The sequence below is a fragment of the Bifidobacterium apis genome, from assembly GCF_036986835.1.
GTDB classification, from domain to species: domain Bacteria; phylum Actinomycetota; class Actinomycetes; order Actinomycetales; family Bifidobacteriaceae; genus Bombiscardovia; species Bombiscardovia apis_A.
Genome location: NZ_BTXD01000001.1, coordinates 414,850 through 440,113 on the forward strand (window position 1 = coordinate 414,850; position 25,264 = coordinate 440,113).

Sequence of the window (25,264 nt, forward strand, 5' to 3'; positions counted from 1 at the left end):
AGCCATTCCGCGGAGACCAGGCGTACGCACTTGCCCCACTTGTTTTCGAACCTACTCAGGTGGGAGCTTGCCTGCCTTCGGAGTTGCCGTTTGTTTCTCACCAGACTGCTGTCGGCTGCTATGGACATTGTGGAATTACTTATACTTGGACGCTAAGAGGTACTTGGCTTTGTTGGCGTATGCTCCATGCGCTATGGGGCTGCAGAGGGAAGGCTGATACGGCTAGATGAAGACCGAAGCAGATTCGGGCGGCGATTCCTCCAAGGGCAACCGCCGCATCACCATATATGATGTGGCCCGCCAGGCCGGCGTCTCGCCTTCAACGGTCTCGCGCACCTTTTCACGCCCGGATCGGGTCAGCATTTCGACCGCTCGGATGGTTCAGAAGGTCGCTGATTCGCTGGGCTATCACAGCGACATGGTCGACAGCAGGTCAGACTCCCAAGGCAGGGGACTGGTGGCGGTCATTGTGCCCGACCTGGGTAATCAGTTTTTCACCGGGGTCATCCGCAATATCCAGGACGAATGCGAGCGTTTCCTTTTCGAAACCCTGATTCTTGATACCCGGGAGTCCATTACCCGGGAACGCAGGATCGTCGATGCGGTCGCCCCCGTGGTCTCGGGGATCATTCTGGTCTCCCCCAGGATGCCCGATGCCATGATCCGCAAGTGCGCCCAGCTGCGTCCTCTTGTCAGCGTCAACCGTGATGTTCGGGGCGTCTCCAGCATCAGCATCGACTCGTCCAAGGGGGCATGCCAGGCGGTCGACTACCTGCACTCATTGGGCTACCGGAGTCTTACTTATTTGGACGGGCCGGCGGCCTCCTGGTCAAGTGGCATACGGTGGCGGCACATCCTCGATGAGTGCGACGCCAAGGGGATGAGCGTCAAGCGCTCGCTGCCTTGCGCTCCCACCTTTTACGGGGGCTATTCCTTTGCAGAGAAATATCTGGCAAATCCTACGGGAGCGGTCATTGCCCACAACGATCTGATGGCGATCGGTCTGATCGTGGCCTTACGACGGCTTGGTTGCCAGTGCCCTCGTGATGTCTCGGTCATCGGGTTCGACAACGACATCATGTCCATGGTGAGCAGTCCGCCTCTGACAACCATTCATATGTCCCTTTCGGCCCTTGGACGTGGGGCTGCCGATCTCCTTATGCAGCGTCTTTCCGGAGCCTCCCTGTCTGTAGCCCCGACGGTTCCGGCCCGTCTGGTCATCAGGCAGAGCACGGGCAAGGCTGCGTCAGGTTCCTGATCAGGAAGGTTTCCGACAAGTCATGGCAACATCATGCCGAGCCTTTTCGGGTGCACATAGGCTGATCAAGAGCATGTGCGAGTTCCGATTGTCTGACTGCCTTACCTGTCCGTTGGTCTGTACAGGAGGATTTGGGCATCGCGGAAATTCGGATGCCGGACTTGCTGTTTTCGACTAAGGAGTTTGTAGTGGCTTTCCTGGATGACGATTTTCTTCTTGGGACGCGGTTGTCTCGAGGGTTGTTCCATGACGTGGCTGAGAATCTTCCACTGGTGGATTATCACTGCCATCTGCACGCCAAGGAGATCTATGAGGACCCCAACTTCGATAATATCGTCGATGCCTGGCTGACAGATGGGCACAATTATGGAGACCACTATAAGTGGCGACTGGAGAGGGCCAATGGTGTTCCGGAACGGCTGATCACCGGAGACGGCGACCCTTGGGACAAATTCATGGCTTACGCCCGGACCATGGAACAGGCTGTGGGCAGCCCGGTCTATCTATGGACCCACATGGAACTGCGGAGGTACTTCGGCATCTGCGAACCCCTGACCACCAAGACCGCCAGGTCCATCTTTGATCAGACCAACGAGCTGCTGGCCACCCCGGACTTCTCGCGAAGAGCGCTTCTGCGTCGCATGAACCTCAAGGTGGTCTGCACCACGGATTCCCCTGAGGACAGTCTGGAGTACCACGATCGGTTCGCCAAGGAGGGGGAGCCTTTTAGGATGGTCCCCGCCTTCCGCCCGGATGCGGCCCTGAATCCGACAGCCAAGGGGTATGGCGGGTGGATCGGCACAATGGAGTCGGTCTGCGGCAAGCCGATCGATGACTTCAGCGATCTGGTCGAAGCTCTGCGCAATCGTGTGGATTACTTCCATCAGCATGGTTCCAGACTCTCCGACCATGCTGTCGATGTGGTGGAGTTCGCTCCGGCGACTGCAGAACAGCTGGATGTCATCTTCAGCAAGGCCAGGGCCGGACTGGGCCTTGGCAGGCAGGAGCAGGCCCAATACCGTGCAGGCCTCCTCCTTGAGCTCATGCGGATCTACAAGGATAAGGGCTGGACCATGCAGCTCCACCTCCATGCCAGTCGCAACAACAATTCGACAGCCTTCCAGCGGTTGGGAGCGGACACGGGTTACGATGCCCTGGCGGACGGTTCGGTGGCCGCCCCCCTTGCGGCCCTTCTTGACCAGGCGCAAAGCTCGAACATCCTGCCCAGGACCATCGTCTATTCCCTCAATCCCGACGACTACATGGCCATAGCCACTGACCTGGGCTGCTTCGGCGGCGATGATCGGGGCCAGCTTCAACTGGGCAACGCCTGGTGGTTCAACGACACCATCACCGGGATGCGCCGCCAGCTTGAGGTTCTGGCAGAAACCTCTCTCTTGGGCAATGCGGTAGGAATGACCACGGACTCCCGCAGCTTCCTGTCCTTCCCCAGGCACGAGCTCTTCCGCAGGGTGCTCTGCGGGCTCCTGGGGGACTGGGCGAGCCAAGGCGTCATTCCTGATGACGAGGAGTATCTTGCCCCTCTGGTCCGCGCGGTCTCCTATGAGAACGCCCTGGCCCTTTTTAAGAGCTGATGTGCAGGTTGGCTGACGCCCATGGCCAGAAAGTCGCTTCGTGCGACAGCTCTGACGGCTCGGAGAGAATGCGGCGCCAGGGCCGCAAAGGCCTGGGCGCTCTGCATCAGGGGGATTCGATCCCTGTTTGATTTGACGGTTCCGGTCGTGCTCCCCATCGGGTAGTATCCCGAAATGGGCAAAGTCCGGACTTGTGTATCCCCATCTCCTATAGTGATGGGCCGGAGGAGCTTGCGGCACAATAAGTCACGATTGGGAGCAGGATGGAATTATTCAGGAAGAAATCGGTTGAACAGACCCTGGCGGAGACCGGGGAGGAGGGCAGGTCGCTCAAGCGGACGCTGACCACCTGGGACCTGGCCATCATGGCCGTCGCAGTGGCCGTGGGCGCCGGCATTTTCTCGGTGGGTGCCCAGGCTGCGGCCTTCCATGCGGGCCCGGCCGTCATCATCTCCTTCATCATCGCAGGTATCGTCTGCGCGGCGGCCGTCATGTGTTACGCGGAGTTCGCTTCCATGATCCCGGTTTCAGGCTCGGCCTACACTTTCACCTACAACACCATGGGCGAACTGGTGGCCTGGATTATCGGCTGGGACCTGATTCTGGAGATGCTCATGGCCGCCTCGGTCATCTCCAAGTACTGGGGCGTCTACCTGAATGACTTCATCCATCTGATGGGGGGAACCTCGTTCAGCTCCAGCTTCCACGTGGGCGGCCTGGACGTGGACCTGGCCCCGCTGGCGGTCGTCACCCTCTTCACGGTCCTGCTGGTCCTGGGCACCAAGCTCTCGGCCCGGTTCGACGGCGCCTTGACCGTCCTCAAAATCGGCATCGTGGTCTTCGTCATCGTGGTGGGTTTCTTCTACGTCAAGTTGGACAACTACCGGCCCTTCATCCCGCCTTCCGAGCCGGCTTCGGCCGTTCCGGGCGCCAGCGTACCGGGAATCATGGGCCAGCCGCTCTGGCAGTGGGTCTCAGGCATGCAGCCCACCATCTACGGTGTCCCCGGCATCCTCTCAGGCGCTGCCCTGGTCTTCTTCGCCTTCGTGGGCTTCGATATCGTCGCCACCACCTCCGAGGAGGCCAAGGAGCCCCACAAGACCATTCCCCGTGGAATCGGCCTGGGCATGCTGATCGTCATCACCCTGTACATCCTGGTCGCCATCGTCACCACCGGCATGGTCTCCTACAAGGACCTGGCCAAGGCCAAGAACCCCTCCCTGGCCACCGGCTTCGAGATGGTCGGCGCTCCCTGGGCTGCCAAGATCATCTCCTTCGGCATCGTGGTGGGGCTGACCACCGTGGTCATGGTGCTCCTGCTGGGGCTGACCCGCATTGTCTTCGCCATGAGCCGCGACGGGCTTCTTCCCCGCGCCCTGTCCCGCACCGGCCGTCATGGCACGCCTGCCCGCATCCAGATCCTGGGCGGCATCGTGGTGGCCGTGGTGGCCTCCTGCTTCCCCATAGACGTCCTGTCCGACATGGTCAACATCGGCACGCTCTCGGCCTTTTTGTTGGTGGCCATCTCCCTGCCCATCATGCGCAAGCGCCGGCCGGACCTGCCCCGGTCCTTCAAGATGCCCGGCAACCCCTGGGTTCCCATTCTGATCGCCCTGGCCTGCCTCTGGCTCATGCTCAATCTGACCGTGCTGACCTGGATTCGATTCGTGGTCTGGTTGGCAGCAGGCCTGGCCATCTACTTCTGCTATTCCTACCGGCACTCCCTGCTCGGTCGGCATCAGCTCAGCGGGAAGATATCCGAGGCCACCCAGGCCGGTCTGGACTGACCTGGAGCGTCGGCGCTGCAGTGTAGAGTGAATACTCGCATACTCAGGAGGTAACCCATGACCTACGTCATCGCTCAGCCTTGCGTGGACGTCAAGGACAAGGCCTGCGTGGACGAATGCCCGGTGGACTGCATCTACGAGGGCGTCCGTTCGCTCTACATCAACCCCAACGAGTGCGTGGACTGCGGCGCCTGCGAGCCGGTCTGCCCGGTGGAGGCCATCTTCTACGAGGACGACCTGCCCGAGGAGTGGACCTGGTACAAGGACGCGGCGACTGATTTCTTCGCCCAGGTGGGGGATGCAGGCGGCGCTGCTGCGGTCGGCCCCTACGATCACGATCCGGAGGGTGTGGCAGCCCTGCCACCCAACAAGTAGTCGATTAAGGCTGACGAGCCGCGGATGGGAGCCATCCCACCGCGGCTTATTTATAAGAGAAAGGCGGGCCATGGGCTTCCACTCTTTCGAATCCCCCTACGACTGGTCAAGGATTGACTCTTACCGGCGGCGTGCTGAGCAGTGCCCCAGCGGTCTGGTCGACCTGTCGGTGGGTTCGCCGGTGGATCCTGTACCCAGGTCTGTCAGGGATGCCTTGGCGGCGGCTTCGGATGATGGCCAGGCACGAGGTTATCCAAAAACTGCCGGTGATGGTCCCCTGAGGCAGGCTGCGGTCGACTGGTTCCTTCGCTATCGGGGGGTCGATCTGGATGCCGTGGACGCGGACCTGGTGCCCACGGTCGGGTCCAAGGAGGCGGTGGCGCTCATGGCCTCCCTTCTGCATCTGGGACCAGGGGACCGGGTGGTGCAGCCGAAGGTATCCTATCCCACCTATGCCATCGGAACCCAGCTGGCCGGAGCACAGGTCACGACCGTGGATGATCCGACAGATATAGATTCTTGGGTGAATCTGCCCGGTGTGCGTGCAATATGGATCAATTCGCCAGGCAACCCCAGTGGGCGGATCATCGACCAAGCTGGGCTTGCTAAGATCGTGCGGGCGGCCCGTTCGATAGGGGCGACGGTCATGAGCGACGAGTGCTATGCCATGCTGGATTGGTCAGGGCCCACCCAAGCCGCGCCCTGCATCCTGGAGTCTCAAGTCTGTGGCGGCGATGCCAGTGGGATACTCTGTCTGTACTCGATGAGCAAGCAGTCCAACATGGCTGGGTATAGGGCGGCTTTCGTGGCTGGCGATGCTCATCTGGTGAAGGCCATGACAGCCTACCGCAAGCAGGTGGGACTGATTGTGCCGGGTCCGGTGCAGCGGGCCATGAGGGCCGCTCTGGAGGACGGCGAGGCTGTGATGGCCCAGCGCGAGGTCTACGCCCGTCGCCTGCATGCCCTGGCTGAAGCTCTCAGCTCTTGCGGATATGATGCCGTCATGCCTCAGGGAGGTCTCTATATCTGGACACAAGCCCGCTCAGGAGACTGTTGGGCCGATATGGCTGACCTGTCCCGTCTGGGTATTCTGGCCAGTCCCGGTGAGTTCTATGGGGATGGCCACTATCTGCGGTTCTCGTCAACCATCGCCGACGAGCAGCTGGAGCTGGCGCTGGGACGTCTGCGAAGCGTCGCTTAGAGGCCCATGCTGACTGAGCCCTTGCCGTAGCGGCTTCTGATGGAGTCCATGGTGGCCTCTGCCTGATCCAGGCGTTGGGCCTCGCTGCCCGTGCGACGTTTGCTCTCGTGGATGATGTCGTCCAGGGACGGCTGGATGGGGGTGTCCTCCACCCGGCTCAGACCGGATGCGCTGACACCGGCCAGACGGATCAGCCTGGGAAGGGGTGTGTCCATGGGCACACCATCGGGCAGCCCCAGCATGGCCTTGAGCAGGCCGACCGCTTGCGGATAGATGCGGTTGGCTGAGTTGACCGGTGTTTCCAGGGTGTGGGCCTTGGTCATATAGCGCAGATCATCGAAGCGCAGTTTGACAGTGATGGTCCGGGCGATCAGGTCGTGCGATCGCAGTCCCGTGGCCACCTCGTTGCTGCAGACGCGCAGGAGGTCGCAGACCTGCTTCATGCTGGTGGTGTCGTGCAGAAAGGTGCGTTCCGCGCCCAGGGACTTCTCTGGCGCCCGCGGCTGGACCGGATCGTCGTCCAGTCCATGGGAGGCCTGTGCCAGCTTCCTGGCTGTAAGGCTCGAGCCTGTGGCCCGAGTCAGATCGCGCTCGCTCATGGTGGCCAGGTCGGCTACATCCTTGATGGCCCAGGCGTTGAGCCGCTTCTCCAAGGCAGGGCCGATGCCGGGAATGCCGCGCAGGGGCATCAGCTGGACGAACTCGGCCTGCCGGGCCTTGGGGATCAGCAGCATGCCGTCGGGCTTGGCATTGGTTGAGGCCATCTTGGCCACCAACTTGTTGGTGGCGATTCCCACTGAACAGGTCACGTGGAACTGACCTGCCACGCTGGATCGGATCCACCGGGCGATGGCCGTGGGCATACCCCAGCGCATGAGCGCCCCGGACACGTCCATGTAGCATTCGTCCACAGAGACCTGTTCGATCTGATCGGTGATTCGTGAGAAAACCGTATCAAATATCCGTCGTGAGATGCCCCGGTAATAGGCCATGTCAACCGGGAGGAAGACCCCTTGAGGGCACAGTCGTCTGGCGCGTGCCAGGGGCATCGCCGAGTTGATGCCGAAGGACCTGGCCTCGTAGCTGGCGGCGGAGACCACCGAACGCCGTCCTGTGCCTATGATGACCGGTCGGCCTTGCAATTGTGGGTGTCGGGCGACTTCGCAGGAGGCGTAGAAGGCATCCATGTCAATGTGCAGCACCGTGCAGCCGGTCTCGTCATGTCCCCAGTCCTTCTTGGCGGCTGCAAGCCTTGGTGCGGTACTCATGGCTCCATGATATAAGGAGGCCCCGGAGGAACATGCGATAAATTATTCTCAAACGTAAACTCTCGTAAAAGATTCATTTTTGTGGTTTTTGTCCATAAAAGTAAACGGTTCTGTGCTCCGCCTTGCCGCTTCCCGTCGCCCCGGCGAGTCAGGTCGGTCAATCATGGTATTCTATTGTTTTGTTCTCGAAACTTTGGGGCTAAGGTCCCGGCTCGGGAGCCTGCATGGAGACGTGCCTGAGTGGCCGAAAGGGGCACCCTGCTAAGGTGTTGACTGCGCAAGCGGTCCAGGAGTTCGAATCTCCTCGTCTCCGCCTGATGACCGGTGATCGTTGATTTTGGACGATTGCCGGTCTTGTCGATTTCCAATGGCCTTTATTTTTCTGGGTTTTCTTTGGTTTCTATATTCTTTTTCATGTCGTGCCCTGGAAGGGTCCTGGTCTGCGTGGCAGAAGACCGGTGGTACTTGGCATGAACCTGTCCGGCAGGGTAGACCACAGCCAGGCAGCGGCTGTACGGTTTTTCTTGGCTATCGGGAGGCAGATGAAGCCTTGTCCTCCGACAGGGGAATCAGCCTGCGGCCTTCACCCAGTGCATTGGGTTGGGCCCGGCCCTGCAGAAGGTCGTCCAGCCGACCATCAAAAGCCGGCACCGCTGTGGGCTCCAGGTCGTAGGTCAATCGGACCCTATCGGTGAAGTTCTCGGTCTCCACGTTGCCTTCATAGTTGCGGATCAGACGGCGGAGAGGGTCGTACTCCGGGTAGTCCACAGTGATCGTGAAGCGCTGCGTCAGGAGTATGCGTGCCGATTTCGCCGCCTTGAGTGCCAGGGAGGCTGCCGAGGAATAGGCCCGGATCAATCCTCCCGACCCAAGAAGGATCCCTCCGAAGTATCGGGTCACGGTCAGGACGCAGTCGGTCAGCCCCTGCCGACGCATGACCTCAAGTATGGGTTTACCGGCCGTTCCGGAGGGCTCACCGTCATCGCTCATGCGCTCGCTGGTGCGGCCCTCGGGTCCCCAGATCGCGCAGTGGCAGACGTGCCGGGCCTTGGGGTGCTGCAGGCGGACCTCCTGGACGAAGGCCATGGCCGCCTCCTGGTCCTCTATATGGCAGGCCTGGCCGATGAACTCGGACTTCCGATCGGTCAGAGAGCCTGCGGCCGGTTTCTGCGGCGTATCCAGTATGGTGAGCAAATCGGCTTGCCTCCTATGCCTATCGTCTCCTCGGTTCCTGCGCTATCTCCATGCTAGAGGGGATCCCGGGCCGAGCCTGTTATCAAGGAGGCGACCTAAGCTGGCCGCATGACCAATCCCCAGGACCAACCGGAAACCGAAGCCCCGTCAGCCGGCAAGCCCCACGAGGCCCTGACCGTTTTCTATGAAAGGCTCAGGCACTCTACGGATACGGCCGAGCTGCACGAATTCGCCCGCAGCCCTCTGCCCGACAGGTCCGATCAGGCCGCCTTCTCCCGCTTCACGGCACTGCTGGAGGCCGTGGCCGGCAACGAGCACACGCCGGTGGAGGACCGGATCTACCTGGCGCAGTCCATGCCCTTCCCCAATATCCTGGTCAAGCTCTCCCAGGATTCCAGCGCCGAGGTCCGTCGGGCGGTTGCCGCCAACAAGGATGACAAGAACTGGCTGGCCGGTCTGCTCACCAAGGACAAGGACGCCGGAGTCAGGGCTGCTGCGTTGACCAACCCCATGACATCCTGGAAGATGCGCCTGGAGGGCGCCCAGGACGAGCGTACCGATGCTGACACTCTGGACTTCCTGGGGGCTCTGGGCACTCGCGATGAGCAGGATGCCCCCCATGTGCTGGCTGCCATGGTGCGCCGGGCTGTGGCTTTGAATCCCAACACCGGGCAGGCCACCCTTGATGCCCTGCGCAAGGACCCGGACGGGCAGGTGGCACGGGCAGCAGCCTCCCGCTGAGACCGGTTCCGACGCTAATTTTGACGAACGGCACTCAGGCGTTACAATAATGGATTGTTGTGTTTCCCTAAGGGGTCCTCAAAGCGCTTTTCCCACTCGCCGTCTAGGACTTTAAGGGAGCCCACGGAATACATGGCTTTCGGCCAGCATGGCAGCATGTGGCGCGGAGAGCCCGAAACACAATGCAAGGAAAAGGTTGAATCGTGAAGACTTTCACCCCGAAACCAGCCGATCTGACACATGACTGGTATATCGTCGACGCCTCCGGTGTGGTGCTGGGACGTCTGGCATCACAGGTGGCCGATCTGCTGCGCGGCAAGAACAAGCCCACTTATGCGCCTTATGCGGACTCCGGCAACAACGTCATCGTCATCAACGCGTCCAAGATGGTGCTGACAGGCAACAAGAGCGACAAGGTGCTCTACACCCACTCGGGCCGTCCTGGTGGTCTGCGCCGCGACTCCTACGGGCAGTTGATGGAGCACAACCCCGAGCGCATCATCATGACGGCGGTCAAGGGCATGCTGCCCAAGAACAAGCTGGCCAAGGTCCAGCTGACCAGGCTGCGGGTCTTCGCAGGCGAGGAGCATCCTCACACCTCACAGAAGCCCATTGAGTACAAGATCCATCAGGTCGCCCAGCAGGCCAAGTAGGACCAGAGGAGATAATCACCATGGCTGACAACAACAACAGCTCCGCGGTTCTTGAGGCCGAGGAGACCAGTGCTTCCTACACTTCCGAGACCAACGCCGGTGCAGGCACCGGCACCTCCGCCATCGAGCCGGGCTACGGTACCGGTCGTCGCAAGGAGGCCGTCGCCCGCGTCCGTCTGATTCCGGGATCAGGCAAGTGGAGCATCAACGGACACACCCTGGAGGAGTACTTCCCCAGCAAGCTGCACCAGCGTGAGGTCAACTCGCCCATCGTGCTGCTCAAGCTCGAGAACAAGTTCGACGTGGTTGTGCGCGTCGAGGGCGGCGGCGTGACCGGCCAGGCCGGCGCAGTCCGTCTGGGCGTCGCACGCGCCCTGAACGCCATCGATCGGGACGCCAACCGTCCTGCCCTGAAGAAGGCCGGATTCCTGACCCGTGACGCCCGCGTGGTGGAGCGCAAGAAGGCTGGTCTGCACAAGGCCCGTCGCGCCCCGCAGTTCTCCAAGCGCTGACGTTCCTAGTTTCTTCAATCCCCGAGGTTCTCAAGGACCTTGGGGATTTTTCATGCCTGGATTCACACCTGGACGGCCCGGTTCCAAGCGAACGACAAAGCGCACGTTGCGGTGCGGAAAATGACCAGAAAAACCACGAATTCCCACACGACACGCTTCAAGCGAACGTTCGCTCATCCTGGGGCTCAATGGTGCCCCCTCGGGTCTATATTGTGACTTTCGTCACGTTATGACGGATGCCTTTCATGGACGGGCACGGTCTCGAGACTGCTGAGACCTTCTGCTGGCCCTTATCGGCATTCGCGGAACATGAGGAGGGCCAATATCTTGGCTGGAACGCAGAAGCAGAAGCAAGAGCATCAGGTGAAGGAGCCGGCAACCGGCAGGGAAGACACCCGGGCCGACAGCAGTGAGCTGGCCCGCAAGGAGGTGGATGCCCTGGTCGTCCGCGCGCAGTCGGCCTTACGCGCCTTTGAGGAGCTCAACCAGGAACAGGTGGATCGGATTGTGGCCAAGGCCTCGATTGCGGCCCTGAACAAGCACCTGTCCCTGGCACAGATGGCCGTGGAAGAGACCGGACGCGGCCTGGTGGAAGACAAGGCGACCAAGAACATCTTCGCCTGCGAGCATGTGACCAACTACCTGGCCAGACAGCGCACTGTGGGCATCATCAGTGAGAACGACGTGGACGGCATCATCGAGGTGGCCGAGCCGGTGGGAGTCGTGGCTGGTGTGACCCCGGTGACCAACCCCACTTCGACAGCCATCTTTAAATCGCTGCTGGCACTGAAGACCCGCTGCCCCATCGTCTTCGGATTCCACCCCTACGCCCAGCGCTGCTCGGTGGAGGCGGCAAGGATCGTCCGTGACGCCGCCATCGAGGCGGGCGCTCCGCAGGATTGTATCCAGTGGATAGAGCACCCCTCGGTCGAGGCTACCGGCGCCCTCATGCAACACCCTGGCGTGGCCACCATTCTGGCTACCGGCGGTACCGGTATGGTCAAGGCCGCCTACTCCTCGGGCAAGCCTGCCCTGGGTGTAGGAGCCGGCAATGCCCCGGCCTATGTGGATCGAAGGGTCAACGTGCCCCGGGCCGTCAACGACCTGATTCTGTCCAAGCATTTTGACTACGGCATGATCTGCGCTACAGAGCAGGCCATCGTCGCCCATCAGGATGTCTATGAACGGGTGATTGAGGAGATGAAGCGGCGCAAGGCCTACTTCGTCAATCCTGAGGAGAAGGCCAAGCTGGAGGAGTACATGTTCGGCGTGCGGGCCCATGCCGGTGCCGATGCGCCCTCTCCCAGGCTCAACTCCGAGGTCCCGGGCAAATCCCCCCAGTTCATCGCACGTCAGGCCGGCTTCGAGATACCCGGGGATGCGACCATTCTGGCTGCCCAATGCGACCAGGTCGGGCCCATGGAACCCCTGACCTTGGAGAAGCTGGCTCCGGTTCAGGCCGTGCTCAAGGCCAGCAACAAGGAGGAGGGGTTCACCCTCTGCGAGCAGATGCTGCGTTATGGTGCAGGGCATACGGCAGCCATTCACACTGACGATGAGAGGCTGGTACGCGAGTACGGACAGCGCATGCACGCCTGCCGGATTGTCTGGAACCAGCCCAGCTCTCTGGGTGGCATCGGTGACATCTACAATGCCATCGCCCCTTCCCTGACCCTGGGCTGCGGCTCCTATGGCGGCAATTCGGTGTCAGGCAACGTCCAGGCGGTCAATCTGATCAACATCAAGCGGATCGCACGGAGGAACAACAACATGCAGTGGTTCAAGGTGCCCCCCAAGACCTACTTCGAGCCCAACTCCGTCCGCTACCTGCGCGACATGTTCGGCATCCACCGGGCGGTAATCGTATGCGACAAGGTCATGGAGCAGCTGGGGATTGTCGACAAGATCATCGATCAGCTGCGGTCCCGGCCCGAGCCGGTCACCTTCCGCATCATCGACTACGTCGAGCCGGAGCCAAGCGTCGAGACGGTGGAACGCGGTGCGGCCATGATGCGTCATGAGTTCGGCCCCGATACCATCATCGCCGTGGGCGGAGGGAGCCCCATGGACGCAGCCAAGATCATGTGGCTGCTCTATGAGCACCCGGAAATCTCCTTTGCCGATGTTCGGGAGAAGTTCTTCGACATCCGCAAGCGGGCCTTCAAGATTCCGCCCCTGGGCACCAAGGCCAGGCTGGTCTGCATCCCGACCTCCTCGGGCACGGGTTCGGAGGTCACCCCATTCGCGGTCATCACCGATCACAAGACCGGATACAAGTACCCCATCACCGACTACGCCCTGACCCCCAGCGTGGCCATCGTCGATCCGGTTCTTGCCCGCACCCAGCCCAAGCAGCTGGCCTGCGACTCGGGCTTCGATGCCCTGACCCACTGCATGGAGGCTTTTGTTTCCGTCTATGCCAATGACTACACCGACGCCATGGCCTTGCACGCGGCCAAGCTGATCTGGGACAACCTGGAGCCTTCCGTAGGCACCGCCGGCGGCGAGGCCAAGATGCGTGCCCAGGAGAAGATGCATAATGCGGCGACCATGGCGGGTATGGCCTTTGGCTCGGCCTTCCTGGGCATGTGCCACGGCATGGCGCATACCATCGGAGCACTCTGCCACGTGGCCCATGGGCGGGCCAACTCCATCCTTCTGCCCTATGTGATTCGCTACAATGGGCGGATTCCGGACGAGCCGACCAGCTGGCCCAAGTACAGCGAGTATGTGGCCCCGGAGCGCTACAGGCAGATGGCCCATGTGCTGGGCATCGAATCAGCTACTCCCGAGGAGGGTGTGGAGCTCCTGGCACGTGCTGTGGAATCATACAGGGACGAGCGTCTGGGCATGGATGCCTCCTTCCAGGCGGCCGGCGTGGACGAGGACCTCTATTGGCAGTCCCTGGATCAGATCGGCATGCGCGCTTACGAGGACCAGTGCACACCGGCCAACCCCCGCATTCCGCTTATTGAGGACATGAGGGACATCGCCGTGGCCGCCTACTACGGGGTCAGCCAGGAGGAGGGTCACCGGATGAGGGTTGCCCGCCAGGGCGAGGATGTGGTCCAAGAGGCCTCCCAGCCGGCCTGACAGGTCCAGAATTGATCCGAGGGTTCCCCTGCAAACGGCGCGACACGCCCGGATTCTTCTAGGGGAACCCTCGTGCTTTAATAAGAAAGTTGCCTGTTTTGGGCTCGCATTTTGTCAATCACAATAGCGGGTGCAGCGAGGAATCCCATCCCCACGGGATTCTCCACGGCTGCGCATGGATCCGGCTGAGGCCTGTCGGGAGGAATGTCTCCTGTGGCCGTCGTTCCGTGCCCTCGAAACAGACTGGGTAATCAGTTCATAGATCGCTAGAAAGGGCGGACGGCAATGGCGGGACAGAAAATCCGCATCAGGCTAAAGTCCTATGACCATGAGGTCATCGACCAATCGGCGAAGAAGATCGTCGAGACGGTGACGAACGCGGGCGCAACTGTGGTTGGCCCCGTTCCGCTGCCGACTGAGAAGAACGTGTATGTCGTCATCCGTTCTCCTCATAAGTACAAGGACTCCCGCGAGCACTTCGAGATGCGCACCCACAAGCGCCTGATCGACATCGTGGATCCCACGCCCAAGGCTGTGGATTCGCTGATGCACATCGATCTGCCGGCGGACGTCAACATTGAGATCAAACTGTAGGGGAGGAGGAAACCGCATGGCTGAAGAGCAGAGGAACCGCAAGGCTCTCCTGGGCCGCAAGCTGGGCATGTCCCAGGTCTGGGACGAGAACGGCTTCTTCGTCCCGGTGACCCTGGTGGACGTGTCCACCAACGTGGTGACCGCGGTCAAGAACCAGGAGAAGGACGGCTACCAGGCCATCCAGATCGGCTACGGGCAGATCGACCCCACCAAGGTGACCAAGCCGCTGGCTGGCCACTTCGCCAAGGCCGGAGTGACCCCGCGTCGCCACCTGGTCGAGGTCCGCACCGCCGATGCTGACAGCTATCAGCCCGGCCAGGAGCTGGGTCTGGACCTGCTGCCCGAGGGCAGCGAGGTCGACGTGACCGGCACCACCAAGGGCAAGGGCTTTGCCGGCACCATCAAGCGCTGGGGCTTCAAGTCCTACCGCCGCACCCACGGTTCGCACAAGAACGAGCGCCGTCCCGGTTCAGTGGGCGCTTGCGCAACGCCCAGCCGCATCCTCAAGGGCAAGCGGATGGCCGGCCGCATGGGTCACGACACCTCGACCGTCCAGAACCTGACCATCGTCTCCGCAGATGCCGAGAAGGGCGTCATCGCCATCAAGGGTGCCCTGCCCGGGCCCCGCGGTGCCATCGTCCTGGTTCGTTCGGCAGTGAAGGGAGCCTGAAATCATGGCTAAGTTGACTCTGAACATCACCGACGCCCAGGGCAAGAACACCGGGACTGTGGATGCACCCGAGCAGATCTTCGGCATTGCCGAAGAGGATGTCCGCTCACACGTGCCGCTGATCCACCAGGTGGTTGTAGCCCAGCTGGCTGCAGCCCGCCAGGGCACACACTCGGTCAAGACCCGGTCCACCGTCTCAGGCGGTGGCCGTAAGCCTTGGAAGCAGAAGGGTACCGGACGTGCTCGTCAGGGCTCCATCCGCGCTCCCCAGTGGACCGGTGGCGCCATTGTCCACGGCCCGCAGCCGCGCGACTACTCTCAGCGCACCCCCAAGAAGATGAAGGCCGCAGCATTGCGCTACGTTCTGTCCGACCGGGTCAATGCCGGGCGCGTGCACGTGGTCGACTTCGGCATTGGCGAGACCCCGTCCACCAAGGCCGCCAAGGCAGCCCTGCTGCCCCTGGTCGATAACAGATTCACCACCGTCGTGCTGTCCCGTGAGAACATCAACGAGTGGCTCTCCGTCAGGAACCTGCCCACCGTCCATGTCCTCTTCGCCGATCAGCTCAACACCTACGATGTGGTCACGGCCGAGGATGTCGTCTTCAGCAAGGATGGCTTTGATGCCTTCCTGGCTGCCAAGGGCGGCGCCAAGTCCGAGACCGTCAAGGAGGCCTGATTTTCATGGCAGCTATCCACAAGCCAGCACACGACATCATTCTGCGCCCGGTCGTCTCCGAGAAGAGCTATGCCAACTCGGACCGCGGCCAGTACACATTCGTGGTGGACCCTGATGCCAACAAGGTCGCCATCAAGCAGGCCATCGAGCAGATCTTCAACGTGAAGGTCACATCGGTCAACACCCTCAATCGGCAGGGCAAGCGGACCCGGACCCGTACGGGCTGGGGTCGTCGCGCCGCCGAGAAGCGCGCCATCGTCAAGGTGGCCGAGGGCCAGTCGATCGATGTCTTCGGTACCAATAACTGAAGGCTAGCCGAGAAAAGTTAAGGAAGAACTAGATTATGGCTATCCGTACATACAAGCCGACGACCGCGGGCCGTCGCAACGCCTCGGTTTCGGACTTCGCCGAAATCACGCGCTCCAAGCCCGAGAAGTCGCTGGTTCGCAAGCTGAGCAAGACCGGCGGACGCAACTCCTATGGTCGCGTCACCAGCCGCCATCGGGGCGGCGGACACAAGCGCCAGTACCGCCTCATCGACTTCCGTCGCTGGGACAAGGACGGCGTGCCCGCCAAGGTTGCTGAGATCGAATACGATCCCAACCGCTCGGCCCGCATCGCCCTTCTGCACTTTGCAGACGGCGAGAAGCGCTACATCATCGCCCCGCAGGGCATCAAGCAGGGTGACGTCATCGAGACCGGTCCCCAGGCCGACATCAAGCCCGGCAACAACCTGCCCCTGCGCAACATCCCCACCGGCACCATCGTCCATGCCATTGAGCTGCGGCCCCTGGGTGGCGCCAAGATCGCGCGCTCGGCCGGTGCTGCCGTCCAGTTGGTGGCCAAGGACGGGGCTTACGCCCAGCTGCGTATGCCCTCCGGCGAGATTCGCAACGTCGACTCCCGTTGCCGTGCAACGGTGGGCGAGGTCGGCAACAATGACCACGCCAACGTTCAGCTTGGCAAGGCAGGACGTGCCCGCTGGATGGGACGCAGGCCCATCACCCGTGGTGAATCCATGAACCCGGTCGACCACCCGCATGGCGGACGCACTCGAGGCGGAAAGCCGCCAGTGTCTCCCTGGGGCAAGGGCGAGGTCCGCACCCGCAGGCCCAAGAAGGCCTCCAACAAGATGATCGTGCGTCGTCGTCCAAATGGTAAGAACCGCAAGTAAGGGAGTGTCGGAAAGATGACTCGTAGCATCAAGAAGGGCCCATTCGTCGACGCCCACTTGCAGAAGAAAGTCGACGAGCAGAACGAGAAGGGCACCAAGAACGTCATCAAGACCTGGTCCCGTCGTTCCATGATCACCCCGGACTTCATCGGGCACACTTTCGCTGTGCACGATGGCCGTAAGCATGTCCCGGTCTTCGTCACCGAGGCCATGGTCGGTCACAAGCTCGGCGAGTTCGCCCCCACCCGGACCTTCAGGGGTCACGTGAAGGACGACAAGAAAGCACGCCGCTGAGGCGAGGGAGAGTAGAGACACATGGAAGCTAAGGCAATTGCACGTCACGTTCGCGTGACGCCTCGCAAGGCTCGCCGCGTCGTCGACCTCATCCGAGGCAAGCAGGCGACCGAGGCCGTAACCATTCTGAAGTTCGCCCCCCAGGACGCGGCCGTTCCGGTCCGCAAGTGCCTGGAGAGCGCCATCGCCAACGCGCGTGTCAAGGCGGACAAGGCCAACCAGCCCTTCCGCGAGAACGAGCTGATGGTTCGGGAGACCTACGTGGACGAGGGAACCACCCTGAAGCGGTTCCGCGCCCGCGCCCAGGGTCGTGCGGCCCGCATCAACAAGCGGACCAGCCACATCACCGTCGTGGTGGCCGACAAGGAAGGAGCCCGATAATGGGGCAGAAGATCAACCCGTTTGGGTACCGACTCGGCATCACCGAGGAGCACCGCAGCAAGTGGTACTCCGACTCCAACAAGGCGGGGGAGCGTTACAGCGACTTCGTCCTCGAGGACGACAAGATCCGCAAGGAGATGAACAAGGATCTGGAGCGCGCAGGCGTCTCCAAGATCGTCATCGAGCGGACCCGTGACCGTGTGCGCGTCGACATTCACACCGCCCGGCCGGGTATCGTCATCGGCCGTCGTGGAGCAGAGGCCGAGCGCGTGCGCGCCAAGCTGGAGAAGATCACCGGCAAGCAGGTCCAACTGAACATCTTCGAAGTCAAGAACGCCTCCATCGATGCCCAGCTGGTGGCTCAGGGCATCGCCGAGCAGTTGACTAACCGCGTCACCTTCCGTCGGGCCATGCGCAAGGCTCAGCAGGATGCCATGCGCGCAGGCGCCAAGGGCATCAGGATCAAGCTGTCCGGCCGTCTGGGCGGAGCCGAGATGAGCCGTTCGGAGTTCTACCGCGAGGGCCGTGTGCCTCTGCAGACTCTGCGCGCTCTGATCGACTATGGCTTCTTCGAGGCCAGGACCACCTACGGCCGCATCGGCGTCAAGGTCTGGATCTACAAGGGCGATATGACCGAGCGTCAGTTCGAGGAGCAGCAGGCTCAGCAGAACAACCGCCCCGGTCGGCGCGGCGATCGTCGTCCCCGTCGTGGCGTCCGTCCCTCCGAGGGACGCACCCGCCGCGAGCAGGATGCAGCCAAGCAGAACAGCGGTGTGGCCGCGCCGCCGGCGGCGGCTCAGGAGCAGACCGCCTCGGCCCCCGTCGCAACCGAAGCAAAGGAGTGAGCCGTGCTTATCCCAAAGAGGACTAAATACCGCAAGCAGCATCGTCCGGGTCGTTCGGGCATGTCCAAGGGTGGCAACGAGATCGCTTTCGGCGATTACGGCATCCAGGCCCTGGCTCCGGCTTACCTGACCAATAGGCAGATCGAGGCGGCCCGTATCGCCATGACCCGGTACATCAAGCGTGGTGGCCGAGTCTGGATCACGGTCTTCCCGGATCGCCCCCTGACCAAGCACGCCCTGGGATCCCGAATGGGTTCCGGCAAGGGTGCGCCCGAGTTCTGGGTGGCCAACGTCCGTCCCGGCCGGGTGCTCTTCGAGATCGGCGGCGTGAGCGAGGATGTGGCCCGTGAGGCCCTTCGCCGCGCTACTGACAAGCTTCCCATGAAGTGCCGGATTATTGCACGTGAAGGCGGTGACATCTGATGTCAGTCGGAACAGCCGAGTATTCCATCAAGAATCTGAATGAAAAGACCAATGCGGAGATCGAGGATTTCCTGAAGAAGTCCAAGGAAGAGCTGTTCAACCTGCGCTTCCAGTCGGCCACCGGTCAGCTGGAGAACACCTCCCGCCTCAAGGCCGTCAAGCACGACATCGCCAGGATGTACACCGTCCTGCGTGAGCGCGAGCTGGGCATCAGCCAGGAGCCCGCCGAAGCAAAGGCCGAGAGCAAAGCTGAGGAGAAGTAAGCATGGCTGACAAGCAGGAGCGCAACTTCCGCAAGGTTCGCAGCGGCTACGTCGTGTCCGACAAGATGGACAAGACCATCACCGTCGAGCTGGAGCAGCGTTCGACCCACCCCCTGTACGGCAAGGTCGTCCGCAGCAACCGCAAGGTCAAGGCCCATGATGAGAAGAACGAGGCCCATGTGGGCGACTTCGTGAGTATCATGGAGACCCGTCCTCTGAGCAAGACCAAGCGCTGGCGTCTCGACTCCATTGTCGAGCGCGCCAAGTAACAAGTTCGGCCAGGCTCCGCATTTCATCCCGCCCAGGCGCAGGGTGTCTGCGGAGAACCAGCGCGGCTAAGGAGAATCAATGATTCAGCAGGAATCGCGGCTTCAGGTCGCCGACAACACGGGTGCCAAGGAGATTCTGGCCATCCGCGTGCTCGGCGGGTCGAAGCGACGCTATGCCGGCATTGGCGATGTGATCGTCGCCACCGTCAAGGATGCCATTCCCGGCGGGTCGGTCAAGAAGGGCGAGGTCGTCAAGGCGGTCGTCGTCCGTACGGTCAAGGAGCATCGTCGTCACGACGGCTCCTACATCAAGTTCGACGAGAACGCGGCGGTCATCCTCGGCACCGGTCGTGAGCCCCGCGGTACTCGTATCTTCGGACCGGTCGGTCGTGAGCTGCGCGACAAGCGCTTCATGAAGATCGTGTCCCTGGCACCGGAGGTGATCTGAAGTGGTAGCCAAAATCAAGACAGGCGACCAGGTCAAGGTCATCCGCGGCAAGGATCGCGGCAAGGAGGGCAAGGTTCTGCGAATTCTGCCCAATGACCGCTTGATCGTCGAGGGTATTCAGATCGTCAAGAAGCATGTGCGGGCCACCCAGCAGGGTCAGGAGTCGGGCATCGTCCCGACCGAGGCGCCCATCCATCGCTCCAACGTGATGGTCATCGACCCGGAGACCAAGAAGCCGACTCGCATCGGCGTGAACATCAAGGAGGAGGCGCGTGACGGCAAGGTCAAGGTCGTGCGCACCCGCTTCGCCAAGAAGTCAGGCAAGGAGCTGTCATGAGCGATACCACCGTTGAAGCACCGGCAGTCCCTCGTTTGCTGCAGCAGTACCGCGAGAGCATTGTGCCCGAGCTGGAGAAGGAGTTCAAATTCTCCAACCCCATGCAGGTGCCCAGGATCGAGAAGATCGTGGTCTCCATGGGTGTGGGTGCCGCGGCACGTGACTCCAAGCTGATTGAGGGCGCGGTCAAGGACCTGACGGCCATCACCGGCCAGAAGCCCAAGATCACCAAGGCCAAGAAGTCCGTGGCGCAGTTCCACCTGCGTGAGGGACAGGCCATTGGCGCCTTCGCCACTCTGCGCGGCGTGCGCATGTGGGAGTTCCTGGATCGACTGCTGACACTGGCTCTGCCCCGTATCCGCGACTTCCGCGGCATCAGTGACCGTCAGTTCGACGGCCAGGGCAACTACAACTTCGGTCTCACGGAGCAGTCCATGTTCCACGAGATCGATCCTGATCAGATCGATCACCAGCGTGGTATGGATATCACCGTGGTGACCTCCACCAAGAACGATCAGGAGGCCCGTGCGCTGCTCAAGCAGCTGGGCTTCCCCTTCAAGGAGAACTGATATGGCAAAAACCGCTCTGAGAAACAAGGCGGCACGCAAGCCGAAGTTCAAGGTGCGTGGATACACGCGCTGCCAGGTCTGCGGTCGTCCTCATTCCGTCTATCGCAAGTTCGGCCTGTGCCGCATCTGCCTTCGCGAGAAGGCCCATCGCGGCGAGCTGCCGGGTGTGACGAAGTCCAGTTGGTAAAGATCGACGCTGAAGGTCCGTGGTCGCGGCAGTTTGCTGCCCGGCGGCGGAAACCACGGCGAGGAAGGGCATAAGCCCACATGACAATGACAGATCCCATCGCAGACATGCTGACACGTCTGCGTAATGCGAGTGCGGCCAAGCATGAAACAGTCGACATGCCGTACTCCAAGTTCAAGGCGAACATCGCGCAGATCCTCAAGCGCGAAGGTTTCATCGCCGATTACCGCGCCAAGGAGGCGCGCGTCGGGCAGGATCTGGAGATCACGCTCAAGTACGGCCCCGATGGACGCCAGTCCATTCAGGGAATCAAGCGCGTCTCCAAGCCCGGTCTGCGCCGGTACGCCAAGTCGGATTCCCTGCCCATGCCCCTGGGCGGGCTGGGAATCGCCATCATCTCGACCAGCTCGGGACTGATGACCCAAAAGGAATGCCTCGACAGGGGCATCGGCGGCGAGATCGTCGCCTACGTATGGTGAGAAAGGAGAGCTGAACATGGCATCGCATATCGGTAAGCTCCCCATCGCCGTTCCGGCAGGTGTGGAGGTGGCTTTCAAGGGCCAGGAATTCACCGCCAAGGGTCCCAAGGGCTCGGACGGATACACGCTGCCCGAGGGCATCACCGGCAAGGTCGAGGGTAATGAGATCATCATGACCCCCGCCGACGAGGACCGCACCACCAAGGCCAAGCACGGACTGAGCCGCTCCATCGTGGCTTCCATGGTCGAAGGCGTCTCCAAGGGCTACAGCAAGCACCTGCAGATCGTCGGCACTGGCTACCGCGTGGTCGCCAAGGGCAAGTCCCTGGAGTTCTCGCTGGGCTACTCGCACACCATCACCGTCGACCCCCCGGAGGGCATCACCTTCGAGACGCCGAACGCCAACGAAGTGGTCGTCTCCGGTATCGACAAGCAGGCCGTCGGCCAGGCTGCCGCCAACATCCGCGCCCTGCGTTCGCCCGAGCCTTACAAGGGCAAGGGCATCAAGTACGCCGACGAGCACATCCTGCGCAAGGCTGGAAAGGCTGGTAAGTGATATGACGGTCTCGATACTAGGCAAAGGCAAGAAGATCGCCCGTCTGCGCCGCCATGCCCGTCTGCGCAAGCGCGTTTCCGGCACGGCAGAGCGCCCCCGTCTGGTGGTCACACGAACCAACCGCAACATGATCGCCCAGATTGTCGACGACACCAGGGGTGTCACCCTGGTCAGCGAGTCGACCATGGCTTCGGATTACGGCTCCTTCAAAGGCACCAAGACCGAGGCCGCCCGCAAGGTGGGCGAGCAGATTGCGGCCAAGGCCAAGAAGGCCGGCATCACCACCGTGGTCTTTGACCGTGGTGGCAACAAGTACCACGGAAGGGTCGCAGCGGTTGCGGAAGGCGCCCGTGAGGGAGGTTTGGCACTGTGAGCGACAACGAAACGACAAAGGAAACAACCCAGGTGACTGAAGATTCCACAAATACTCAGTCCAGCCAGGGTGGCAGAAGGGACCGGAACGACCGGAACGATGATCGCCGCGGTGGTCGTCGTGGCGGTTCTCGTGACGGCCGCAGGGATGGCCGTCGTGGTCGTCGCGACCGCGACGAGCGTGACGACATGCTCGACAGGGTCGTCACCATCAACCGTGTCTCCAAGGTCCACAAGGGAGGCCGTACCTTCAGCTTCGCGGCTCTGGTAGTCGTGGGCGATGGCAAGGGCACTGTGGGCGTTGGCTACGGCAAGTCCCGTGAGGTTCCTGCAGCCATCTCCAAGGGTCAGCTGGATGCCAAGAAGCACATGTTCACCGTCCCACGTATCCGCGGCACTGTCACCCACCCGGTGATCGGCCACGATGCGGCCGGCACGGTTCTCCTGCGGCCTGCAGCCCCCGGGACCGGCGTTATCGCCGGTGGTCCGGTCCGCGCCGTCCTGGAGTGCGCCGGCATCACTGATATCCTGAGCAAATCCATGGGATCGGCCACCGCCGTCAACATGGTGCGGGCCACTGTAGCTGCCTTGAAGCAGCTGGAGGAGCCCGAGGAGATCGCGGCACGCCGCGGTCTGCCTCTGGAGGAGGTCGCTCCCGATTCCCTCCTGCGCGCACGTGCCGCCGGCATCGCCGACGAGCGTAAGGAGCGCGAAGAGGCCAAGGCCAAGGCTGACGAGCAGTCAAAGGCAGGTGAGTGATGACCAAGCAGATCAAGATCACCCTGGTCAAGGGTGTGGCTCATGCCACCGATCGCCAGAAGGAGAACGTCAGGTCTCTGGGCCTTCACAAGATCGGTCAGTCAGTCCTTCGTGAGGACACCCCCGTCTACCGGGGGATGGCTGTCAAGGTCCGCCACCTGGTGAACGTAGAGGAGGCAGACTGATTATGGCCAGCGACAAGCAAGAGCCTACCATCCTGCAGATGCATGACCTGCGTCCGGCTCCAGGCGCCAAGCGCGACCGTATCCGCGTCGGTCGTGGCGAGGGGTCCAAGGGCAAGACCTCCGGTCGTGGCACCAAAGGCACCAAGGCCCGTTACCAGGTCCGTCCGGGCTTTGAAGGCGGCCAGCTGCCCCTGTACATGCGGCTGCCCAAGTTGCGCGGGTTCAGGAGCCCCTTCAAGAAGGAGTACCAGGTGGTCAACCTGGGTGCTCTGGAAGGACTCTTCCCCAAGGGCGGCGAAGTCACCGTCGAGGATCTGGTCGATAAGGGAGCGGTCCGCAAGGGTCACCCCGTCAAGGTCCTGGGTGATGGCGATGTCAAGGCTGCTTTCACCCTCAAGGGCGTCAAGGCCTCGGCCTCGGCCAGAAGCAAGATAGAAGCCGCAGGCGGGTCCGTCTCCGAGGACTGATACTCATAGGGGGCAGACCGTAAGGCAGATGATTCCGGCCCTCCCCGCTCCAAGCGGGCGGGGGCCGGAACTCGTTTCCGGCCTGGTTGCCGTCGGTTTTGACGGAGCCATCGGCTAAGCTGGTCGGAGCAAGAAGGTGCGATGCACCGGGACCAACGCGTGGGCGCGTAGGGAGGGAACTTAGGTGAGGACGTTAATCCAGGCCTTCAGGACCAAGGAGTTGAGGAAGAAAATCTTCTTCGTTCTTGGCATCATCATCATCTATCGCATCGGGTCGTTCATACCTACCCCAGGCGTGGATTATCCCGCCGTGCAGAAGTGCATCACCACGGCTGGCAATGAGGACTTCATCGGCCTGGTGAACCTGTTCTCAGGCGGAGCTCTACTGCAGCTGTCCATCTTCGCATTGGGCATCATGCCTTACATCACTGCATCCATCGTGGTGCAGCTGCTGCGCGTGGTTATTCCTCGTTTCGAGGCTCTGCACAAGGAGGGCCAGTCAGGCGAGGCCAAGTTGACCGAGTACACCAGGTATTTGACCATGGGTCTGGCCGTGCTGCAGTCCACGACCATTCTGGTTACGGCCAGCAAGGGCGCGCTCTTCGGTGGTGCCTGCCAACAGCATGTCATCCCTGACAGCTCCTGGTGGAATATGGCCGTCATGGTTCTGATCATGACCGGCGGCACCGGTCTGATTATGTGGATGGCCGAACTGATCACCGACAAGGGCATCGGTAACGGCATGTCCGTCCTGATCTTCATCTCCATCTGCTCCGGCTTCCTGCCGCAGCTCTGGAACATCGGTTGGGGGACCAACGGCAAGGATGGCGACTGGGTCAAGTTCGGCATTGTCGTGACCGTCTTGTTGGTTATCCTGATTCTGGTCGACTACGTGGAACTGGCTCAGCGTCGTATTCCCGTCCAGTACACTCGCAGGATGATTGGTCGTAAGATGTACGGCGGATCTTCCACCTATCTGCCGCTCAAGATCAACATGTCTGGCGTGATTCCCCCCATCTTCGCTTCATCTATTTTGGCCATCCCTACCCTGATTGCCCAGTTCGGCAATTCCGATCAGAGCTGGGTCAAGTGGATTGATGCCAACATGGCCAACACGACCTCGGTCTGGTACATCGTGCTCTACTCGGTCATGATTGTCTTCTTCTGCTTCTTCTACACGTCCATCACCTTCAACCCGGACGAGACTGCCGACAACATGAAAGAGTATGGCGGCTTCATCCCGGGCATCAGGGCCGGGCGGGCCACCAGTCGATACCTGTCATATGTGATGAATCGGCTGAACACGGTGGGTGCCATCTATCTGCTCTTCGTGGCCCTGATCCCGACGGTGCTGATCATGCTGCTGAAGATCAACTCCAAGCTGCCCTTCGGCGGCACCACCATTCTGATTATCGCCGGTGTCGGCCTGGACACCCTGCGCCAGGCCAGGGCACAGACCGAACAGTTCCAGTACACCGGCTTCCTGCTGGAGGGCGAACACAAGGAGGGCTGACCCTTCTGCCGAAAACCCGCGAGTAATGGCTGACCGAAACAGTTGAAGGTCCGACCCTGGCCCTTGGTGGCATGGGGTCGGACCCTGTTGTATCCGGAAGACGGTTTGCACGAGTTTAGTGAG

The 25,264-nt window shown here is 61.6% G+C and carries 34 protein-coding genes and 1 tRNA gene; 32 read left to right on the forward strand and 3 right to left on the reverse strand.

Annotated features, from left to right (window positions below; all coding sequences use genetic code 11):
- The first annotated feature begins 226 nt into the window (after window positions 1-226).
- The 5 genes from AACP62_RS01590 (at window position 227) to dapC (ending at window position 6,216) form a co-directional block, all read left to right on the forward strand.
- Window positions 227-1,258 carry a LacI family DNA-binding transcriptional regulator gene (locus tag AACP62_RS01590; RefSeq protein WP_339345882.1) on the forward strand — a complete coding sequence of 344 codons (1,032 nt, stop codon included), beginning with the start codon at window positions 227-229 and terminating at the stop codon, window positions 1,256-1,258.
- Between the two features lie 152 nt (window positions 1,259-1,410).
- Complete coding sequence (gene uxaC / locus AACP62_RS01595) at window positions 1,411-2,853, forward strand: glucuronate isomerase (protein WP_339345884.1); 1,443 nt, start codon at window positions 1,411-1,413, stop codon at window positions 2,851-2,853.
- A gap of 263 nt (window positions 2,854-3,116) precedes the next feature.
- A complete protein-coding gene (locus tag AACP62_RS01600; RefSeq protein WP_339345886.1) occupies window positions 3,117-4,640 on the forward strand; it encodes an amino acid permease in 1,524 nt (507 codons plus the stop codon).
- A 57-nt stretch (window positions 4,641-4,697) separates the two neighbouring features.
- Window positions 4,698-5,015 (forward strand): ferredoxin, encoded by a 318-nt coding sequence (gene fdxA, locus AACP62_RS01605; RefSeq protein WP_015022367.1) that lies wholly within the window; start codon window positions 4,698-4,700, stop codon window positions 5,013-5,015.
- 70 nt (window positions 5,016-5,085) lie between these two features.
- Window positions 5,086-6,216 (forward strand): succinyldiaminopimelate transaminase, encoded by a 1,131-nt coding sequence (gene dapC / locus AACP62_RS01610; protein ID WP_339345888.1) that lies wholly within the window; start codon window positions 5,086-5,088, stop codon window positions 6,214-6,216.
- On the opposite strand, the gene dinB is transcribed toward dapC, so the two are convergent.
- A complete protein-coding gene (gene dinB / locus AACP62_RS01615) occupies window positions 6,213-7,484 on the reverse strand; it encodes a DNA polymerase IV (RefSeq protein WP_339345890.1) in 1,272 nt (423 codons plus the stop codon). The two genes, dapC and dinB, sit on opposite strands and share 4 nt — an antisense overlap.
- 226 nt (window positions 7,485-7,710) lie before the next feature.
- Between dinB and AACP62_RS01620 the strand changes: the two genes are divergently transcribed.
- Window positions 7,711-7,797: transfer RNA gene (locus tag AACP62_RS01620), tRNA-Ser, on the forward strand.
- Between the two features lie 215 nt (window positions 7,798-8,012).
- Here AACP62_RS01620 and AACP62_RS01625 read toward each other — a convergent pair.
- On the reverse strand, window positions 8,013-8,678 hold the full coding sequence (locus tag AACP62_RS01625) for an IMPACT family protein (protein WP_339345892.1): 666 nt from the start codon (window positions 8,676-8,678) through the stop codon (window positions 8,013-8,015).
- A 108-nt stretch (window positions 8,679-8,786) separates the two neighbouring features.
- Here AACP62_RS01625 and AACP62_RS01630 point away from each other — a divergent pair, with 108 nt between their 5' ends.
- The 3 genes from AACP62_RS01630 to rpsI all read left to right on the forward strand — a co-directional run bounded on the left by AACP62_RS01630 (window position 8,787) and on the right by rpsI (window position 10,584).
- Complete coding sequence (locus AACP62_RS01630; protein WP_339345893.1) at window positions 8,787-9,419, forward strand: AbrB family transcriptional regulator; 633 nt, start codon at window positions 8,787-8,789, stop codon at window positions 9,417-9,419.
- Between the two features lie 203 nt (window positions 9,420-9,622).
- Entirely contained in the window at window positions 9,623-10,072 is a 450-nt protein-coding gene (gene rplM / locus AACP62_RS01635) for a 50S ribosomal protein L13 (protein ID WP_339345895.1), read from the forward strand.
- A gap of 20 nt (window positions 10,073-10,092) precedes the next feature.
- Window positions 10,093-10,584, forward strand: a complete 492-nt coding sequence (gene rpsI / locus AACP62_RS01640) for a 30S ribosomal protein S9 (protein ID WP_015022361.1) — start codon at window positions 10,093-10,095, stop codon at window positions 10,582-10,584.
- 30 nt (window positions 10,585-10,614) lie between these two features.
- On the opposite strand, the gene AACP62_RS01645 is transcribed toward rpsI, so the two are convergent.
- Window positions 10,615-10,761: a hypothetical protein gene (locus AACP62_RS01645; RefSeq protein WP_339345899.1), complete on the reverse strand. Its 147-nt coding sequence runs from the start codon at window positions 10,759-10,761 to the stop codon at window positions 10,615-10,617.
- Window positions 10,762-10,893: 132 nt separating this feature from the next.
- Here AACP62_RS01645 and adhE point away from each other — a divergent pair, with 132 nt between their 5' ends.
- The 23 genes from adhE (at window position 10,894) to secY (ending at window position 25,141) form a co-directional block, all read left to right on the forward strand.
- Window positions 10,894-13,677 carry a bifunctional acetaldehyde-CoA/alcohol dehydrogenase gene (gene adhE, locus AACP62_RS01650; RefSeq protein WP_339345901.1) on the forward strand — a complete coding sequence of 928 codons (2,784 nt, stop codon included), beginning with the start codon at window positions 10,894-10,896 and terminating at the stop codon, window positions 13,675-13,677.
- Between the two features lie 285 nt (window positions 13,678-13,962).
- Window positions 13,963-14,271 carry a 30S ribosomal protein S10 gene (rpsJ, locus tag AACP62_RS01655; RefSeq protein WP_006295278.1) on the forward strand — a complete coding sequence of 103 codons (309 nt, stop codon included), beginning with the start codon at window positions 13,963-13,965 and terminating at the stop codon, window positions 14,269-14,271.
- Window positions 14,272-14,287: 16 nt separating this feature from the next.
- On the forward strand, window positions 14,288-14,941 hold the full coding sequence (rplC, locus tag AACP62_RS01660) for a 50S ribosomal protein L3 (RefSeq protein WP_015022359.1): 654 nt from the start codon (window positions 14,288-14,290) through the stop codon (window positions 14,939-14,941).
- Between the two features lie 4 nt (window positions 14,942-14,945).
- The gene (gene rplD, locus AACP62_RS01665; protein ID WP_029678067.1) at window positions 14,946-15,620 is read left to right on the forward strand and encodes a 50S ribosomal protein L4; all 675 of its coding nucleotides are present in this window, start codon (window positions 14,946-14,948) and stop codon (window positions 15,618-15,620) included.
- A 5-nt stretch (window positions 15,621-15,625) separates the two neighbouring features.
- The gene (rplW, locus tag AACP62_RS01670) at window positions 15,626-15,928 is read left to right on the forward strand and encodes a 50S ribosomal protein L23 (RefSeq protein ID WP_015022357.1); all 303 of its coding nucleotides are present in this window, start codon (window positions 15,626-15,628) and stop codon (window positions 15,926-15,928) included.
- A 35-nt stretch (window positions 15,929-15,963) separates the two neighbouring features.
- Complete coding sequence (rplB, locus tag AACP62_RS01675) at window positions 15,964-16,794, forward strand: 50S ribosomal protein L2 (protein ID WP_015022356.1); 831 nt, start codon at window positions 15,964-15,966, stop codon at window positions 16,792-16,794.
- A gap of 15 nt (window positions 16,795-16,809) precedes the next feature.
- On the forward strand, window positions 16,810-17,088 hold the full coding sequence (gene rpsS, locus AACP62_RS01680; protein ID WP_015022355.1) for a 30S ribosomal protein S19: 279 nt from the start codon (window positions 16,810-16,812) through the stop codon (window positions 17,086-17,088).
- A 21-nt stretch (window positions 17,089-17,109) separates the two neighbouring features.
- Window positions 17,110-17,469: a 50S ribosomal protein L22 gene (gene rplV / locus AACP62_RS01685; RefSeq protein WP_024626790.1), complete on the forward strand. Its 360-nt coding sequence runs from the start codon at window positions 17,110-17,112 to the stop codon at window positions 17,467-17,469.
- Window positions 17,469-18,314, forward strand: coding sequence for a 30S ribosomal protein S3 (gene rpsC, locus AACP62_RS01690; RefSeq protein ID WP_029678066.1), 846 nt, complete (start codon window positions 17,469-17,471; stop codon window positions 18,312-18,314). Before rplV ends, rpsC begins: the two co-directional genes overlap by 1 nt.
- A 3-nt stretch (window positions 18,315-18,317) precedes the next feature.
- A complete protein-coding gene (gene rplP, locus AACP62_RS01695; RefSeq protein ID WP_015022352.1) occupies window positions 18,318-18,737 on the forward strand; it encodes a 50S ribosomal protein L16 in 420 nt (139 codons plus the stop codon).
- Entirely contained in the window at window positions 18,737-19,000 is a 264-nt protein-coding gene (gene rpmC / locus AACP62_RS01700; RefSeq protein WP_015022351.1) for a 50S ribosomal protein L29, read from the forward strand. Before rplP ends, rpmC begins: the two co-directional genes overlap by 1 nt.
- 2 nt (window positions 19,001-19,002) lie before the next feature.
- The gene (gene rpsQ, locus AACP62_RS01705) at window positions 19,003-19,269 is read left to right on the forward strand and encodes a 30S ribosomal protein S17 (RefSeq protein WP_015022350.1); all 267 of its coding nucleotides are present in this window, start codon (window positions 19,003-19,005) and stop codon (window positions 19,267-19,269) included.
- Window positions 19,270-19,348: 79 nt separating this feature from the next.
- Complete coding sequence (rplN, locus tag AACP62_RS01710; protein WP_015022349.1) at window positions 19,349-19,717, forward strand: 50S ribosomal protein L14; 369 nt, start codon at window positions 19,349-19,351, stop codon at window positions 19,715-19,717.
- A gap of 1 nt (window position 19,718) precedes the next feature.
- Complete coding sequence (rplX, locus tag AACP62_RS01715; RefSeq protein ID WP_015022348.1) at window positions 19,719-20,054, forward strand: 50S ribosomal protein L24; 336 nt, start codon at window positions 19,719-19,721, stop codon at window positions 20,052-20,054.
- Complete coding sequence (gene rplE, locus AACP62_RS01720; protein ID WP_339345922.1) at window positions 20,051-20,623, forward strand: 50S ribosomal protein L5; 573 nt, start codon at window positions 20,051-20,053, stop codon at window positions 20,621-20,623. Before rplX ends, rplE begins: the two co-directional genes overlap by 4 nt.
- A gap of 1 nt (window position 20,624) precedes the next feature.
- Window positions 20,625-20,810 (forward strand): type Z 30S ribosomal protein S14, encoded by a 186-nt coding sequence (locus AACP62_RS01725; protein ID WP_015022346.1) that lies wholly within the window; start codon window positions 20,625-20,627, stop codon window positions 20,808-20,810.
- An 80-nt stretch (window positions 20,811-20,890) separates the two neighbouring features.
- Window positions 20,891-21,289: a 30S ribosomal protein S8 gene (gene rpsH, locus AACP62_RS01730; RefSeq protein ID WP_024626787.1), complete on the forward strand. Its 399-nt coding sequence runs from the start codon at window positions 20,891-20,893 to the stop codon at window positions 21,287-21,289.
- A 16-nt stretch (window positions 21,290-21,305) separates the two neighbouring features.
- Window positions 21,306-21,845 carry a 50S ribosomal protein L6 gene (gene rplF, locus AACP62_RS01735; protein WP_029678065.1) on the forward strand — a complete coding sequence of 180 codons (540 nt, stop codon included), beginning with the start codon at window positions 21,306-21,308 and terminating at the stop codon, window positions 21,843-21,845.
- Between the two features lies 1 nt (window position 21,846).
- Entirely contained in the window at window positions 21,847-22,218 is a 372-nt protein-coding gene (gene rplR / locus AACP62_RS01740) for a 50S ribosomal protein L18 (protein WP_029678064.1), read from the forward strand.
- A complete protein-coding gene (gene rpsE, locus AACP62_RS01745; RefSeq protein WP_029678063.1) occupies window positions 22,215-22,976 on the forward strand; it encodes a 30S ribosomal protein S5 in 762 nt (253 codons plus the stop codon). Before rplR ends, rpsE begins: the two co-directional genes overlap by 4 nt.
- Complete coding sequence (gene rpmD, locus AACP62_RS01750) at window positions 22,976-23,161, forward strand: 50S ribosomal protein L30 (protein WP_339345929.1); 186 nt, start codon at window positions 22,976-22,978, stop codon at window positions 23,159-23,161. Before rpsE ends, rpmD begins: the two co-directional genes overlap by 1 nt.
- Before the next feature lie 2 nt (window positions 23,162-23,163).
- Window positions 23,164-23,628 carry a 50S ribosomal protein L15 gene (gene rplO, locus AACP62_RS01755; protein ID WP_339345931.1) on the forward strand — a complete coding sequence of 155 codons (465 nt, stop codon included), beginning with the start codon at window positions 23,164-23,166 and terminating at the stop codon, window positions 23,626-23,628.
- 184 nt (window positions 23,629-23,812) lie between these two features.
- On the forward strand, window positions 23,813-25,141 hold the full coding sequence (gene secY / locus AACP62_RS01760; protein WP_029678061.1) for a preprotein translocase subunit SecY: 1,329 nt from the start codon (window positions 23,813-23,815) through the stop codon (window positions 25,139-25,141).
- Window positions 25,142-25,264: the final 123 nt, after the last annotated feature.

What these genes read in the sequence shown, in the direction of transcription:
- AACP62_RS01590 (WP_339345882.1), top strand. Translation starts at nt 227, where the DNA reads ATGAAGACCGAAGCAGATTCGGGCGGCGATTCCTCCAAGGGCAACCGC.
- uxaC (WP_339345884.1), top strand. Translation starts at nt 1,411, where the DNA reads ATGCCGGACTTGCTGTTTTCGACTAAGGAGTTTGTAGTGGCTTTCCTG.
- AACP62_RS01600 (WP_339345886.1), top strand. Translation starts at nt 3,117, where the DNA reads ATGGAATTATTCAGGAAGAAATCGGTTGAACAGACCCTGGCGGAGACC.
- fdxA (WP_015022367.1), top strand. Translation starts at nt 4,698, where the DNA reads ATGACCTACGTCATCGCTCAGCCTTGCGTGGACGTCAAGGACAAGGCC.
- dapC (WP_339345888.1), top strand. Translation starts at nt 5,086, where the DNA reads ATGGGCTTCCACTCTTTCGAATCCCCCTACGACTGGTCAAGGATTGAC.
- dinB (WP_339345890.1), bottom strand. Translation starts at nt 7,484, where the DNA reads ATGAGTACCGCACCAAGGCTTGCAGCCGCCAAGAAGGACTGGGGACAT.
- AACP62_RS01630 (WP_339345893.1), top strand. Translation starts at nt 8,787, where the DNA reads ATGACCAATCCCCAGGACCAACCGGAAACCGAAGCCCCGTCAGCCGGC.
- rpsI (WP_015022361.1), top strand. Translation starts at nt 10,093, where the DNA reads ATGGCTGACAACAACAACAGCTCCGCGGTTCTTGAGGCCGAGGAGACC.
- AACP62_RS01645 (WP_339345899.1), bottom strand. Translation starts at nt 10,761, where the DNA reads ATGAGCGAACGTTCGCTTGAAGCGTGTCGTGTGGGAATTCGTGGTTTT.
- adhE (WP_339345901.1), top strand. Translation starts at nt 10,894, where the DNA reads ATGAGGAGGGCCAATATCTTGGCTGGAACGCAGAAGCAGAAGCAAGAG.
- rpsJ (WP_006295278.1), top strand. Translation starts at nt 13,963, where the DNA reads ATGGCGGGACAGAAAATCCGCATCAGGCTAAAGTCCTATGACCATGAG.
- rplC (WP_015022359.1), top strand. Translation starts at nt 14,288, where the DNA reads ATGGCTGAAGAGCAGAGGAACCGCAAGGCTCTCCTGGGCCGCAAGCTG.
- rplD (WP_029678067.1), top strand. Translation starts at nt 14,946, where the DNA reads ATGGCTAAGTTGACTCTGAACATCACCGACGCCCAGGGCAAGAACACC.
- rplW (WP_015022357.1), top strand. Translation starts at nt 15,626, where the DNA reads ATGGCAGCTATCCACAAGCCAGCACACGACATCATTCTGCGCCCGGTC.
- rplB (WP_015022356.1), top strand. Translation starts at nt 15,964, where the DNA reads ATGGCTATCCGTACATACAAGCCGACGACCGCGGGCCGTCGCAACGCC.
- rpsS (WP_015022355.1), top strand. Translation starts at nt 16,810, where the DNA reads ATGACTCGTAGCATCAAGAAGGGCCCATTCGTCGACGCCCACTTGCAG.
- rplV (WP_024626790.1), top strand. Translation starts at nt 17,110, where the DNA reads ATGGAAGCTAAGGCAATTGCACGTCACGTTCGCGTGACGCCTCGCAAG.
- rpsC (WP_029678066.1), top strand. Translation starts at nt 17,469, where the DNA reads ATGGGGCAGAAGATCAACCCGTTTGGGTACCGACTCGGCATCACCGAG.
- rpmC (WP_015022351.1), top strand. Translation starts at nt 18,737, where the DNA reads ATGTCAGTCGGAACAGCCGAGTATTCCATCAAGAATCTGAATGAAAAG.
- rpsQ (WP_015022350.1), top strand. Translation starts at nt 19,003, where the DNA reads ATGGCTGACAAGCAGGAGCGCAACTTCCGCAAGGTTCGCAGCGGCTAC.
- rplN (WP_015022349.1), top strand. Translation starts at nt 19,349, where the DNA reads ATGATTCAGCAGGAATCGCGGCTTCAGGTCGCCGACAACACGGGTGCC.
- rplE (WP_339345922.1), top strand. Translation starts at nt 20,051, where the DNA reads ATGAGCGATACCACCGTTGAAGCACCGGCAGTCCCTCGTTTGCTGCAG.
- AACP62_RS01725 (WP_015022346.1), top strand. Translation starts at nt 20,625, where the DNA reads ATGGCAAAAACCGCTCTGAGAAACAAGGCGGCACGCAAGCCGAAGTTC.
- rpsH (WP_024626787.1), top strand. Translation starts at nt 20,891, where the DNA reads ATGACAATGACAGATCCCATCGCAGACATGCTGACACGTCTGCGTAAT.
- rplF (WP_029678065.1), top strand. Translation starts at nt 21,306, where the DNA reads ATGGCATCGCATATCGGTAAGCTCCCCATCGCCGTTCCGGCAGGTGTG.
- rplR (WP_029678064.1), top strand. Translation starts at nt 21,847, where the DNA reads ATGACGGTCTCGATACTAGGCAAAGGCAAGAAGATCGCCCGTCTGCGC.
- rpmD (WP_339345929.1), top strand. Translation starts at nt 22,976, where the DNA reads ATGACCAAGCAGATCAAGATCACCCTGGTCAAGGGTGTGGCTCATGCC.
- rplO (WP_339345931.1), top strand. Translation starts at nt 23,164, where the DNA reads ATGGCCAGCGACAAGCAAGAGCCTACCATCCTGCAGATGCATGACCTG.